Annotated in this window: 9 protein-coding genes; 4 read left to right on the plus strand and 5 right to left on the minus strand. The window is 72.8% G+C overall.

Translation table 11 applies throughout. The features are described from left to right. Positions 1-16: 16 nt before the first annotated feature. From FHX52_RS07095 to FHX52_RS07105, 3 genes are all read right to left on the minus strand, one after another. Positions 17-1,657 (minus strand): DUF4192 family protein, encoded by a 1,641-nt coding sequence (locus FHX52_RS07095; protein WP_185747106.1) that lies wholly within the window; start codon positions 1,655-1,657, stop codon positions 17-19. Between the two features lie 155 nt (positions 1,658-1,812). After that, a complete protein-coding gene (locus FHX52_RS07100; RefSeq protein WP_141821151.1) occupies positions 1,813-2,502 on the minus strand; it encodes a YkvA family protein in 690 nt (229 codons plus the stop codon). 102 nt (positions 2,503-2,604) lie between these two features. Then, the gene (locus FHX52_RS07105) at positions 2,605-3,360 is read right to left on the minus strand and encodes an EcsC family protein (protein WP_246069651.1); all 756 of its coding nucleotides are present in this window, start codon (positions 3,358-3,360) and stop codon (positions 2,605-2,607) included. A 130-nt stretch (positions 3,361-3,490) separates the two neighbouring features. Here FHX52_RS07105 and FHX52_RS07110 point away from each other — a divergent pair, with 130 nt between their 5' ends. Beyond that, positions 3,491-4,639 carry a MalY/PatB family protein gene (locus tag FHX52_RS07110; protein ID WP_141821155.1) on the plus strand — a complete coding sequence of 383 codons (1,149 nt, stop codon included), beginning with the start codon at positions 3,491-3,493 and terminating at the stop codon, positions 4,637-4,639. After that, the gene (locus FHX52_RS07115) at positions 4,632-6,386 is read left to right on the plus strand and encodes a DNA polymerase (protein ID WP_246069652.1); all 1,755 of its coding nucleotides are present in this window, start codon (positions 4,632-4,634) and stop codon (positions 6,384-6,386) included. The genes FHX52_RS07110 and FHX52_RS07115 overlap by 8 nt, the downstream gene beginning before the upstream one ends. Before the next feature lie 360 nt (positions 6,387-6,746). Here the strand turns inward: FHX52_RS07115 and FHX52_RS07120 are convergent, their stop codons facing one another. Both FHX52_RS07120 and hrpA read right to left on the minus strand, forming a co-directional pair. Further along, positions 6,747-7,688, minus strand: coding sequence for a PAC2 family protein (locus FHX52_RS07120; protein WP_141821157.1), 942 nt, complete (start codon positions 7,686-7,688; stop codon positions 6,747-6,749). 96 nt (positions 7,689-7,784) lie between these two features. Further along, on the minus strand, positions 7,785-11,816 hold the full coding sequence (gene hrpA / locus FHX52_RS07125) for an ATP-dependent RNA helicase HrpA (protein ID WP_141821159.1): 4,032 nt from the start codon (positions 11,814-11,816) through the stop codon (positions 7,785-7,787). 217 nt (positions 11,817-12,033) lie between these two features. Between hrpA and FHX52_RS07130 the strand changes: the two genes are divergently transcribed. After that, positions 12,034-12,654: a hypothetical protein gene (locus FHX52_RS07130; RefSeq protein WP_221630511.1), complete on the plus strand. Its 621-nt coding sequence runs from the start codon at positions 12,034-12,036 to the stop codon at positions 12,652-12,654. A 6-nt stretch (positions 12,655-12,660) separates the two neighbouring features. Beyond that, entirely contained in the window at positions 12,661-13,467 is an 807-nt protein-coding gene (locus FHX52_RS07135) for a hypothetical protein (RefSeq protein ID WP_141821162.1), read from the plus strand. Positions 13,468-13,476 lie beyond the last annotated feature (9 nt).

Here is a 13,476-nt window from a genome sequence, read left to right on the forward strand (position 1 = left end):
CCATACGCGAGACCGCTCATGCACTCGATGGGCTGTTCCACGAGCCGGACGGGCCCTGCGCTGCGAGGTCATCGGCGGGTGACGGGTCCGCGCCCCGACCGCGCAGCCCGTGGTCGAGCGCGGTGCGCAACAGCCCCGCGAGACGGTGGTCGGGCTCGAGGTCGAGCGCCGCGTCGATGGCCACGCCAGCGCGGGCGCCGTCGCCGCGCCACCACGCGTAGTTACCGACGACCGCGAGCAGCGGCGCGGCATGTGCGGCAGGGACGACCCGGCACACGCTCTCGAGCCGCGCTTGCACGTGGTGTGGCGCGCTGGCCTCCTCCCATGCTCGCCAGTCCTCCCAGGACGCCCCGTGCCCGTCGATCCGACCCTCGACGCGGGTCTCGCCCCGCCGACCGAGTCGGGCGCTCAGACGGCGTCCGCGCTTGCGGCGCCCGCGGCGCGGGCGAGGCTGCGGCGGCACGGACTCGGCTGCCGCTGCTGCGCGGACGTCTGTGCCGACGAAGGCCTCCAGGAGCTCGACGAGTGCCGGGGGAAACGCGCTGAGGGGCACCGAGCCCGGGCACAGCCAGGCGATGAGGGCGTCGCGGAAGTCGAGGTCGCGCAGCGGCCCGACCAGCGCCGGGGCACGCTCCGCCAGCGCCTCGCCACTGACCTCTCCGTGCAGGACCTCGCTCCACGCCGCGAGGGACTCGGCCTGCAGGAGCACTGAGGCCGAAAGGATGCAGGCCTCGCCCCCGTCGTCCATGTCGCCATCGTCGACGACATCGACGTCGTCCTCCTCGACGGTGTGCTGCGCATCGTCGCGGTCACGGCCGAGGTCCTCCCCCGCACGTCTCCGCCGTCCGGACTCGAGGTCGATGACGACGGCCCCATCGCCATCGAGCTCGCCGACGTCACCGAAGCCACCGAACCGGACGAACGCGACATCGTCGTCCTCGTCGTCCTCGTCCCCGTCGTCGTCCTCGTCCCCGTCGTCGTCCAGGTCGTCCAGGTCGTCAGCCAGCTCCGCCAGGTCGTCAGCGAGCTCCTCCAGCTCCAGCAGCCGGTCGAGCTCCTCGGAGTCGACGGGCAGCCTTCCAGCGCGCATCCGGTCGATGGCCACCGCCACTGTGTAGCGCGCCTGCCACACATCGATGGCCGCCTCGAGGTCGGTGTGGCGCGGGTCCTCGACAGGCAGCGGTTGCATCAGCCGGGCGAGGGAGTTGCGGTCGTCGAGAACCGTGTGCCCGAGAGCGACGTAGTCGGCCACCCCCGGCACGTCGGCCGGCTCGGGCATCGGCCGGCCTCCTGCCGGGCAGCAGTCGCAGTCGACCGTGAACCACCGACCGTCGCGGACGACGAGGCGGTCCTGCACGACGACGCGCTCGTGCTCGAGACCGGCTCGGAGGGCGGCGCTGAGCAGGTCGGACTCCCCCGCCTCCTCCTCGAAACCGACGAGGCACACCGACGACGGGCGGTCACGCACGAGGGTCGGCAGCCCCGCTGCCGCGGACGCCTCGGCAAGGTGGTCAGGGGGAAGGTCGAAGCGCGCGACGAGGCCGATGCGCTTGCCGTGGAAGCACACGACGACGACGCTTCGGGTCGGCTGGAACCCGAGGTGGAAGGGGAGGACGGTCAGCAGGTCGGCAGGACCCGACAAGGAGATCTTCGGCATGACCCGACCCTCGTCCGCAGGCGAAGCCGGGGGCAGGGGTCGTGTGACATCTGTGGACGACGCACGGCCGGACGGGGGGAGGTGTGGACAAGCCTGCGCACGCCGCATCGCCGCAACCGCACGCGGGCAGGCGACCGCCTTCGCCGACGCCGAGCTCAGCGCTCGAGGCGCTTGCGCACCGTCTCCAGCACGTAGTCGGTCGCCGCCTGGCGCACACCCTCGGGCAGCACGAGCTTGCCACCCGTCGATCCGCGAGCGGCGCCCGGCGCAGCCGCCCCGGTCCGGTCCTCGTCGACTCGTGGCGCAGCAGCGCCGGTCGCGTCGCGGTCGGCCCGTGGCGCAGCCGCCCCGGTCCGGTCCTCGCCGGCCCGCGGCGCAGCGCCACCGCTCGCGCCGCCATCCCACCCAGCAGCCGACCCAGCGCCCGAGCCGGTAGCCGAACCAGCGGTCCACCGTTCACCAGCAGGACTCGACCACGTGGCCTCGCCCCGTACCGTCTGCGCCCGACCTGCACCCTGACCCAGCTCCCAGGCGACGAAGCGGTCGGTCTCCTCGACGAAGGCCTTCATCGCCCAGCCGATGACGATCGCGTCGTCGGCAGCGCCGAGGACCGGCAGGAAGGCCTCCGGCACGAGGTCGATCGGCGAGGCGACGTAGGCCACCGCCCCGGCAACGAGCCCGAGCCGCGCGACGGTGGTGCCGGCATACGACCCGTTGAGGGTGGCGCGGACGAGCCGCGGCACGGCGTGGAGGCGCTCGACGACGGTGGGGCCTCCGGGCCGCATGGAGGCACGGACAACCGACGCGGCCGTGGCTGCGAGCTTGATGCGCGATGCCGTCTTCATGGCCAGTCCAACGAGCAGGCCGCGTCGACGATTCCGGGCGGGCAGGCCCGTTGCAGAGTCGTCATCTGGTGGTCACCCGGCGTCCCCCGGCATCCCCCGGCGTCACCTGCCGTAGGTGGCCACCGGCGGGAACTCCTTGGCGGCCTGGGCGCCGATGCGGCTCAGCATGTAGACGTCGATCACCGCGCCCAGCACCCCACCGAGCACGGGCACGGCGCGCCCGAAGCGGGCGAAGGTGCTGCCGCCGATGCGACCGAGCAGCCGGAAGCCGATCGCCTTGTTGAGGACCATGAGCGCGGGCGCCGGAAGGCGTCCGGCGGCGAGGCTCGACCACTTGCCACCCGAGGCGACGATGCCGGCCTTCTTGAGGATGTCCTCGCTGTCGGCACCGGTGAGCGTGAGCAGCACCGCAGAGCGGATCTCGGGCTGCCCCAGGTCATAGCCGCGCACCTTGGCCGTCGCCGCGGTCATGCGGGTGCCGACGAGGTAGAACTCGAGCACGTTGGCGGGCAGCGAGAGGGGCATCGTGAAGAAGCCGCCGAGGCCCGTCACGAAGCCGCCGACGGCCCCGATCTGACGGTGGTCGCGCCGAATGATCCGGATGGCCTGCTCGACGTCGCCACGCGCGTGCTTGAGCGCCGTCTCGGCGACCTTCTCCGCCGAGTCGAAGGGGCCCCGCCCGTCGATGCCGACATCGAGCAGTCGCTCGACGAGACGGGTCGCGGCTCCGGTCAGCCCGCCCTCGTCGGGCAGCTTGGCGCGCTCGAGCGCGCTGCCGTTCGCTGCGGCGCGGACCTGCTTGGCCGTGGCGTCCGCCGCCTTCGTCGCCTCGTCGCTGTCAATGCCCAGGAGTCCCACGTGCTGCCGTCCCTTGCCGATGGTGTCGCGTTCGACCAGACCATACCCAGCCGGCGGTCGTCAGGGTATGCCGCGCGGCTCGCTCGTGGAGGTTGATGCCCTGTCGCCGTGGTCTCGTAGGGTCGGGGCCATGGCCACCCATCTGCTCGACGTGCCGCTCGATGCCCTGCGGCGCGACCGGACGAGTATCAAGTGGCGCCGCTACCCCGCCGACGTGCTGCCCCTGTGGATCGCCGAGATGGACACGCGCCCCTGCCCCGCCGTCGTCGATGCCGTGACGGCGGCGATGACCCGGGGAGACACCGGCTACGCCGGCGACGAGGGGTATGCCGCGGCCCTCGCCGAGCTGGCCGAGGCCGAGTGGGCCTGGAGCACCGACCCCGCCGCGATGGTCCGCGTCACCGACGTGCTGACCGGGGTCGCCCACCTCCTGCGGCTCCTCACCGATGTGCACGGTCCTGTCGTCGTCAGCCCCCCGGTCTACAACGCGTTCTACGACGTCATCGCCTCGATCGACCGTCGCGTGGTGGAGGCGCCTCTGACGGCTGACGCCCGGCTCGACCTCGACCTGCTCGACGCGACGTTCGCCGAGGTGACCGCGGGCGGCGGGCGGGCGGCATACCTGCTGTCCAACCCGCACAACCCGACGGGCACGGTGCACAGCGCTGCCGAGCTCGAGGGCCTGGCCGCCGTCGCGGAGCGCCACGGGGTGCGCGTGCTGTCCGACGAGATCCACGCTCCGCTCGTCTTCGCGCCGCACCGCTTCACCCCCTACCTCACGGTGCCCGGCAGCGAGCGCGGCATCACCGTCACGTCCGCCTCCAAGGCCTGGAACCTCGCCGGCCTCAAGGCGGCGCTCGTCGTGCCCGGCGAGGACGCGCGGGTCGACGTCGCGCGGCTGCACCCGTTCGTCACCTTCGGCGCGAGCCACTTCGGCGTCATCGCCCAGACGGCCGCCTACCGCCACGGCCGTGAGTGGGTCCGCGACCTCGTGGTCGAGCTCGACGCCAACCGCACCCTGCTCGACGAGCTCGTCCGTAAGCACCTGTCGGGCGCGAGCCTCCTCGTGCCGGACTCGACCTACCTCGCGTGGCTCGACCTGCGTCCGCTCGGGCTCGGCGACCACCCTGCCGCCACTCTGCTCGAACGAGGCCGGGTCGCCGTCTCCGAGGGCACGATGTTCGGGTCGGCCGGTGCGGGGCACGTGCGCGTCAACTTCGCCACCTCGCCCGACGTCCTGCGAGAAGCCGTGGCACGCATCGCGGGCTGCCTTGGCTGACAAGGCCGCCGGGCCTCCCCTCGTCGCCCTTGTCGTGGGCCCGCAGTGGGCGTATGCCGTGGGGCCCGGCATCGACGAGTCGTGGCCGCTCGCAGAGGTGGGTCGGCGACTCGTCGCGACCTCGTCGCGTCTCGGACCGCGCTGGGTCGTCTGGTCTGCCGCGACAACGCTGAGCGGGGTCGTCGGCGCCGGCATCGACGTCGCGCGCACGTGGGACCTCGCGGAGACGCACCGCCTCCTCCACGGCGGCTGGGCGGCCTCGCCCGGACACGTGCTCGCCGCGTGCCGGGGCCTCGACGAAGCGGGCGTCCCCCTCCCGCGGACCCAGCGGCTCAGCGGCTTCGACGGCGACCTCTTCGACCTCGCCGACGCCGGTGACCCGACGATGCTCACCTCTGAGGGCCACCTCCGCGCCGATGCGCTCTCGCGTGCCCTCGACCCCCGGCAGGTGCGCGAGCTCGCGGTGCTCGCGCTCGAGTGCCAGGCCGGGCAGCGCGCCGCGCTCGAGCGCATCGGCGGCGACCACCTCGCCCGGCTGGAGCGCACGGTGTGGTCCGAGTCGGCAGCCGCCGTGCTCTGCCTCGAGCTCGAGCGCGACGGGCTGCCCGTCGACCGGCTCGCCGCCGAGGACCTCATCGCCGCCTCCGCCGGGCCCCGAGCCCGAGACGAGGCCGACGCCGCCCGCGTCCGCTCCGAGCGCGACCGCGCCGTGCTGCGGCACGCCCCCGGCCGCGAGCGCACCGACCTGCGCAACCCGGCCCAGGTGCGCGACCTGCTCGCCTCCGTCGGGGTCGACGTGCCCAACACCCGCGCCTGGATGCTCGAGCCTTACCGCGTCACCCACCCGCTCGTCGACGCGCTGCTGCGCTGGCGCAAGGACGAGCGCATCGCCACGACCTACGGCTACCGGTGGCTCGACGAGCACGTCGGCCCGGACGACCGCCTCCGCGGGGGCTGGACCGCCTGTGACGGCGCCGCCGGACGCATGACGGCCCAGAACGGGCTGCACAACCTGCCCGCTCCCCTGCGGCCCGCGATCTGCGCGGCGCCCGGACACGTCTTCGTGCGCGCCGACCTCGGCCAGATCGAGCCGCGCGTGCTCGCCGTCGTGAGCGCCGACCGCGCCTTCGCCGAAGCGACCCGCAGCGACGACCTCTATGCTCCCGTCGCCGCCAAGCTGGGTGCTGACCGTCCCATCGCCAAGGTCGCCGTCCTCGCGGCGATGTACGGCCAGCGCTCCGGCGCCGCCGGCGAGGCGCTCAAGGACCTCGAGCGGGCCTACCCCGTCGCCATGGGCCTGCTCGACCGAGCCTACGACGACGGCGTCGCCCGCCGACCCGTGCGCACCTGGGGAGGCCGTCTCATCCGCTTCGGTGCCGCTCCCCCACCACTCGGGGAGGGCGCGGACGTGCCGGACCCTGCCGCCGGGAGCCCCGAGCCATCGGCCGGTGCAGACGCATCGCGAGGGCGCTACGCCCGCAACGCGATCATCCAGGGCTCAGCCGCAGAGCTCTTCAAGGCCTGGGCCGCGACCGTGCGCCACGCGGTGCGCCCCCTCGGCGGCCAGATCGTGCTGTGCCTCCACGACGAGCTCATCGTGCACGTGCCGGAGCAGCAGGCGACCGCAGCGGCAGTGGCGGTCGAGGCCGCCCTGACGAGCGCGGCCCGCACCTGGGCCGGCACCGATCAGGTCCGCTTCGTCGCCGACACCTCCGTCATCCGCCGCTGGAGCGAAGCCAAACCCTGACCCAGCACCACTCCCCACCCCCACACCGAACAGGCCCGCCGCTGCACAAGCGGCGATCGGCAAGCCCCCGACGCGAGACAGCGGGGCGCGGAGGCGGGAAAGCGTTGTGGGAGGAGGCCGGGGTCGACGGCGAGCGAGCCGGACGCACCGTAAGCAAGGGAGCGGAGCGCGAGGGTAGGAGCGGCATCGGCGGCGGCCAAACGGCATACGGAAGCCAAGAAGCCGCTGGAACGGCCGCCGACGCTCCACGCCGCGAGCGCCGTCGCGCCCCGCGCCCGCCCCAGCCAGAGCACCAGCGCGAGCCGCGCGAACGAGGAAGCGGGCCCCGCCAGAGGCCGAACCCGCCACCTCAACCTGGGGTCAGGAGCGGTCGTCGCCGGACTCGTCGTCTTCGGTGACGTCCTTGAGGAAGGCCTCGAACTCCGCCCCGATCTCGTCAGCGGTCGGCAGGTCGGAGAGGTCGGTGGCGAGAAGGTTGCGCTGCTGGCGACCCTCGAGGAAGGTGTCGTACTGCTGCTCGAGGGCGTGCACGACAGCCGTGATCTCGTCGGACTCCTCCATCTGCCGGGTGATCTCGGCCCGGTTGAGCCCCGCGGTCGCGACGAGGGCGCTGATGTCGAGGTCGAGCCCGGTGGCGGCGCGCACCCGCTCGAGCCCTACGACGGCGGCGTCGCCGAACTCCGTCTGGCCGAGGTAGTGCGGCACGTGGACGGCGAAGCCGATGGCGTCGTGGCCGGCCTCGCCGAGCCGCAGCTCGAGCAGCGACGAGAAGCTGGCGGGCACCTGCACGGTGCCGAACGCCGGGTCGTTGCCGGAGATGAGGCGCGGGTTCGTGCCGTGAGCGGTGACGCCGAGCGGACGCGTGTGGGGCACGGCCATGGGGATGCCGTGGATGCTGACGGTGAGGCCCACGCCGAAGGCGCGCACGAGCTGAGTCGTCGCCTCGACCATGCGGGCCCACTGGTAGTCGGGCTCGGGCCCGACGAGGAGCAGGAAGGGCACGCCCTCCTTGTCGACGACGCGGTGGAGCAGCAGGCTCGGGTCGTCGTAGCTGCTCCAGTGGTCGCGGTCGAAGACCATGACGGGGCGGCGGCCGCGGTAGTCGAGCAGCTGGTCGACGTCGAAGGAGGCGATGACGCGCGACTCGTGCGCCTCGAGGAGGTGGTCGGCCATGAGGCGCTGCGTGTTGCCGGCATCGATGAATCCACCGAGGGCGACCACGAGCACCGAGGCCTGCAGCTCCTGCAGCATGCTCGGTGAGGTGTCGCTCTCGAACTGGAAGAGCTCGGTCGGGTCCTGCACGGGTCTGGCCTTTCGTCGTCCGGGATCGTCTCGTGCAACGCCCCGCCCGGTCCCAAGATTCCCACGCGTGCCGGCGCGGGGTGCCGCGTCACCGGGTCAGCCGCGCACCTTGGCGATGGCCTTGAGCACCCGTTGCGGCGAGACGCTGTATGCCGTCCCGATCGTCTGCGCGAAGAGCGAGACCCGCAGCTCCTCGATCATCCAGCCGATCTCGACGACCTCGGCCGCCCCTCGCTGGGTGGGGCGGAGCGAGTCGAGCAGGTCGGCATACCGGCCCTCGACGAGGTCGACCTGCTCGAGGGCGACGGTGTCTCGGGCGAGGTTGGCGGGCCCCTTGTCGAGGCGGTGGGCGATCGCCCGGAGGTGGCGGTCGAGGTCGGGCAGCCGGCGCAGACCCGTGTCCGCGACGAAGCCCGGCCTGACGAGCTCGCGCAGCTGGGCCCGCACGTCGGCGAGCATCGGGCGGATCGCCGGGCTGCTCGAGCGGTCGAGGTCGGCGAGCCGGTTGGTGAGGGCGAGGTCCTTGGCGAGGATCGGCTCGACGAGGCCGACGACCTGCACGACCTTCGCTGTCGTGTGCGTGCGCACCGCTGACAGCGCCCACTCGAAGTCCTCGCGGGTGCGCACGGCGTGGTCGGTGCGGTCGGTGACGGCGTCGTCGCGGATCGCGTCGATGGCAGCCGCGAGGCAGTCGTCGAGCAGGGCCGGCACACTCCCGTGGGGGTTGTGGCCGAGGGCGAGCTTCTGGGTGTTCGTGAGGCGGGAGAGGATCTGCTTCCACGGCGGGGTGATGCCGAGCAGGAGCAGGCGGCGCACCCCGAGGCGGTGCTCGGCGTCGGCCTCGGCCCGCGTCGGCAGCACGCGGAGGTCGACGCCCGAGCCGGTGTCGACGAGCGCCGGGTAGCCCTGGACGCCGTCGGAGCTCTCGAAGGTCTCGGCCACCCCGTCGTCGGGGAAGGCCGTCAGACCGGCCCGCTCGACGCGTGCCCCGGCGCGACTCACCTGCCGGCGCAGCTGCGGTGTGGCGGAGTCCCGGACCGCCTCGAGGTCCTTGCCCGTCGCGACCGGCTTCCCGTTCGGGCCGTCGACGCTGAAGGTGACCTGCAGGTGCGGGGGCACCCGGTCGACCTCGAAGTCGGACGGGGAGACGGGCGCGCCTGCCTTGCGCTGCAGGACGGCGGCCAGGGCAGGAAGCAGCGGCCCGCTCGCCGGGTCGAGCTCGGGCAGCACGGCACGGGCGTGGTCGGGTGCCGGCACGAGGTTGCGGCGAATTCCCTTGGGCAGTGAGCGGATCAGGGCCGTCACGAGCTCCTCGCGGAAGCCGGGCACCTGCCAGTCGAAGCCCTCGGGCGTCACCTGGTTGAGCCGGTCGACCGGGATGTGCACGGTGACGCCGTCCTGCGCCGAACCGGGCTCGAACTGGTAGGTGACGGGCAGGACGTTCTCGCCCTGCGTCCAGGTCGTCGGATGGTCCTCATCGGCGATGCTGCCCGCGCTCTCGCGCAGCAGCAGCTCCTCCGTGAAGGTCAACAGGTCCGGCGTCTGCCGTCGAGCCTTCTTCCACCATGTGTCGAAGTGCCGGCCCGACACGACGTCGGAGGGAATCCGCTTGTCGTAGAAGGCGATCAGCGTGCTGTCGTCGACGACGATGTCGCGGCGCCGAGTGCGCGCCTCGAGCTCGCCGAGCCGCTCGACGAGTGCCGCGTTGTCGCGCAGGAACGCGTGCTCCGTCGGCCAGTCGCCCTCGACGAGGGCGTGCCGGATGAAGAGGTCGCGGGCGAGCTCAGGGTCGATGCGCCCGAGCCCGACGACGCGCCCCACGACGAGGGGCACCCCGTAGAGCGTGACCCGCTCGGTCGCGACGGCCGAGCCGCGCCTGCCCGACCAGCGGGGTTCGGAGTACTGCCGCTTCACGAGGTGCTCGCCGAGCTGCTCGGCCCACACGGGGTCGATGCGCGCGTTCATCCGGGCCCAGAGCCGGCTCGTCTCGACGAGCTCCTCCGCCATGACGAACTGGGGTTGCTTGCGGAAGAGCGCCGACCCGGGACTGATGCCGAACCGCGTGCCCCGCGCGCCGGCATACTCCCGCTTCTGCTCGTCACGGACCCCGACGTGCGAGAGCAGCCCGGCGAGGAGCGACTGGTGCACGGCGTCGGCGTCGATCTCGCCCTCGCCCACGTGGACGGTGCCCCGGCTGACGTCGAGGCCCGCCTGCTTCGCGGCCTGCCTGACCTGGCCGTGGAGGTCCTGCCACTCGCGGATGCGCAGGTAGTGGAGGAACTCCGCCTTGCACATCCGGCGGAAGGCGCTGCTGCTCAGCTCTGCCTGCGCCTCCTTGAGGTGGGCCCAGAGGTTCAGCCAGGTGAGGAAGTCGCTCGTCTCGTCGGCGAAGCGCTTGTGCGCCGCGTTGGCGAGCTCCTGCTTGTCCTGCGGTCGCTCGCGCGGATCCTGGATCGACAGCGCCGCGACGATGACGAGCACCTCGCGCAGCACCCCGCGCTTGTCGGCCTCGATGACCATGCGGGCGTGCCGCGGGTCGATGGGCAGCAGGGCGATCGTGCGGCCGTATGCCGTGAGGCGGCGTCCCGGACGTCGCCGCCCCCGCCCGGTGGGCGGGGTCTCGTCCTCCGGCGCGAAGGCCTGGAGCTCCTCGAGGAGCCGGACGCCGTCCGCGATCTGTCGCGAGTCGGGCGGGTCGACGAAGGGGAAGCGCGCGATGTCGCCGAGGCCGAGGCTCGTCATCTGGAGGATGACCGAGGCGAGGTTGGTGCGCAGGATCTCGGGGTCGGTGAACTCGGGGCGGCTGTCGTAGTCGTCCTCGGAGTAGAGCCGGATCGCGATGCCGTCGGAGACGCGGCCACAGCGACCACTGCGCTGGTTGGCCGACGCCTGGCTGACCGGCTCGATCGGCAGTCGCTGCACCTTGGTGCGCTGGCTGTAGCGGCTGATGCGCGCCGTGCCGGTGTCGATGACGTAGCGGATGCCCGGGACCGTGAGCGAGGTCTCGGCGACGTTGGTGGCGAGGACGATTCGCCGCCCGGTGTGCGACGAGAAGACCCTGTGCTGCTCCGCCGCCGACAGCCGGCCGTAGAGCGGGACGACCTCGGTGACCGGCAGCTTCATGCCGTTCAGGGCGTCGGCCGCGTCACGGATCTCGCGCTCGCCGGAGAAGAAGACGAGGATGTCGCTGCTCGTGCCCGAGTGCCGCTCGGTCCACAGCTCCTCAACCGCCTCGCAGACACCGGTCACCATGTCGCGCTCCTCCGCGTCGGGGCGGTCGGGGTCGACGAGGGGGCGGTAGCGGATCTCGACGGGGAAGGTGCGTCCCGAGACCTCGATGATGGGCGCCGGCTCGCCCGTGGCCGGGTCGGCGAAGTGCTCGGCGAACCGCTGCGGGTCGATCGTCGCCGAGGTGATGATGACCTTGAGGTCGGGCCGGCGCGGCAGGAGCTGCTTGAGGTAGCCGAGGATGAAGTCGATGTTGAGGCTTCGCTCGTGGGCCTCGTCGATGATGATCGTGTCGTAGCGGCGCAGCTCGCGGTCGCGCTGCATCTCCGCGAGCAGGATGCCGTCTGTCATCACCTTGACGAGGGTGTCGCGGCTGCTCTGGTCGGTGAAGCGAACCTGGTAGCCGACGGCAGTTCCGAGCTCGACAGCCAGCTCCTCGGAGAGCCGCTCGGCAACGGCGCGGGCCGCGATGCGCCGCGGTTGGGTGTGGCCGATGACGCCGTCGAGACCCCTGCCGAGCTCGAGGCAGATCTTCGGGATCTGGGTCGTCTTGCCCGAGCCCGTCTCTCCGGCGATGACGACGACCTGGTGGTCGCGGATGGCTGCGGCGATGTCGTCGCGGCGCTCGACGACGGGGAGGTGCTCGGGATAGGTGATGGGCGGCACCGTCGCCGCACGTGCAGCCCGGCGGGCAGCCCGCTGCTCCGCCGTCGGCTCGACGCGAGGTCGGCGCTGCCGGCCGGGCCGGCTCGGCTCGCTGAGTTGGTCACCGGCTTGGTTGCCGGCTTGGTTGCCGGCTTGGCTGCCGGCCTGGCTGCCGGCGCGGGCCCGGGCCGGTCGCCCGCCGCGGGAGCGCCGACGGCCCGCGCGCGCGCGGGGGGTCGAGCTCTCGTCGGGCATGCCCGTCAGGATAGGTGGCGCCCGGCCGGTGGGTCGCACGGGTTTCCCGGGGTGCGCGCGAACGCATGCCACACCGAGGGGAACCGCATGGTGCGCGGCCTGCTCAGACAGGTGCACGCCGCCTCACCAACGCCTCACCACGGCGTCACCACCGCTACGGCCCATCAGGACCGCTCGATGGTTGGATGGACGCACCGTGACCGAATCAGGGGGATTTGTGACCGACCCGCCATCGCGACCCGACCCGACGGCCGACCGCTTCTCGGCCTTCGACCAGGGCGACCAGCCCGACCGGCCGACGCCGCCCGCCGCGCCAAAGGCCCGGACTCGCTCCACGCCGCTGAGGACGGCGCGTCGCAAGGCCACCATCACCTTCACCGCCGTGTTCGTCGCCCTCGTCGGCATACCCATGCTGCTCGCCGCCGTCATCGCCCTGGTGAGCAACAGCTCCGACCGGGCGTCGGTCGCAGACCGTGAGGAACGAGAGCAGGTGGCCTTCACCCCCCTCACGGTCGAGCCCAGCTCGGTGCCGTCCGTCCCGTCGACCGTTACCGAGCTTCGGGTGGAGATCCAGGGCTCGGAGCGCATCGCCGACGTGCGCCTCTACAGCGACACGGCGGTGACCCGCCTCGAGGACACACGGCTCCCCTTCGGTGCGACGATCCCGATCACGAGCACCGATGCCTACGTCTCGATCTCGGCGAGCGACCACGGCTACCGCGGGCCGCGTGCGATGCGGTGCACCGTGTATGCCGGCGACGTCGTGCTGACCACGTCGGTCGGCACCCGCAGCGTCCAGTGCAACGTCACGGACTCCGCCTGGGCGACGGGGCGCTGAGGTCACGTGTCCGACAGCAGCCGCCCGGCCCTCCCCGACCCGCAGCAGGACCGCCACGTCGCGTTCCCGGAGCAGACGACGGAGGCCGCCGCCGACCCCGTGGCAGGCGGTGGCGCAGCCGGCACCGGTGACGCAGCCAGCACCGCGGGCCCACCGGGCCTGCCGGCCGACGCCTGGGCGGACCACTCGTCACCCACGGGTGCTCCACCGTCCTCGACGTGGCAGCCCGATCCGGTCGTGCTCCGCACGCCGCCCACCCGGCCCGTGGACCGGTCGCGACGGCGCCGACCGGCGTGGCTGCCGTATGCCGCGATCGTCGGGATCTTCCTCGTCGTCAGCAACGCCAACAACCCCGACGACATGACGGTCCAGCGTGACGGCACCTTCTCCTCCGAGCAGGAGCAGGGAGGGCCCCCCGACCCGTGGGGCAACCCGCCCCCCGATCCGGCACGGGTGGGGTGGATCAGCTCCGCCGGCGACCCCGGCACGGTCAAGGCGCCCATCGGCGCCGACACCCCCGTCTCGCCGGTGCCGGCCGGCACGAGCGTGCTCCGCGTCGAGGTCACGGCGCCCTCTCCCGAGGCCGTCCTCACTCAGGTCTCCACCGGAGCCGGGCTCTACGAGGAGACCCACGAGAGCACGCCGGTCCTCAGAGAGGTCCACACCGGCCCGGCGTCACGATCGCTGGACGTCACCGTCTCGAGCGCCACCGAGAGCAGCGCGGCGCTGCAGTGCCGGGTCTATACCGGCGAGACGCTCGTGTCCCTCGACACGTCGACAACGGGCAGGGTGGCCTGCACCGTCACGTGGTGACTGGTACCG

Source organism: Humibacillus xanthopallidus (genome assembly GCF_006717145.1).
In the GTDB taxonomy this organism is placed as follows: Bacteria; Actinomycetota; Actinomycetes; order Actinomycetales; family Dermatophilaceae; genus Humibacillus; species Humibacillus xanthopallidus.

Bases quoted from the DNA above. Each gene is read 5' to 3' on its own strand.
- FHX52_RS07095 (WP_185747106.1), bottom strand. From the start codon at position 1,657: ATGCCGAAGATCTCCTTGTCGGGTCCTGCCGACCTGCTGACCGTCCTC.
- FHX52_RS07100 (WP_141821151.1), bottom strand. From the start codon at position 2,502: ATGAAGACGGCATCGCGCATCAAGCTCGCAGCCACGGCCGCGTCGGTT.
- hrpA (WP_141821159.1), bottom strand. From the start codon at position 11,816: ATGCCCGACGAGAGCTCGACCCCCCGCGCGCGCGCGGGCCGTCGGCGC.
- FHX52_RS07110 (WP_141821155.1), top strand. From the start codon at position 3,491: ATGGCCACCCATCTGCTCGACGTGCCGCTCGATGCCCTGCGGCGCGAC.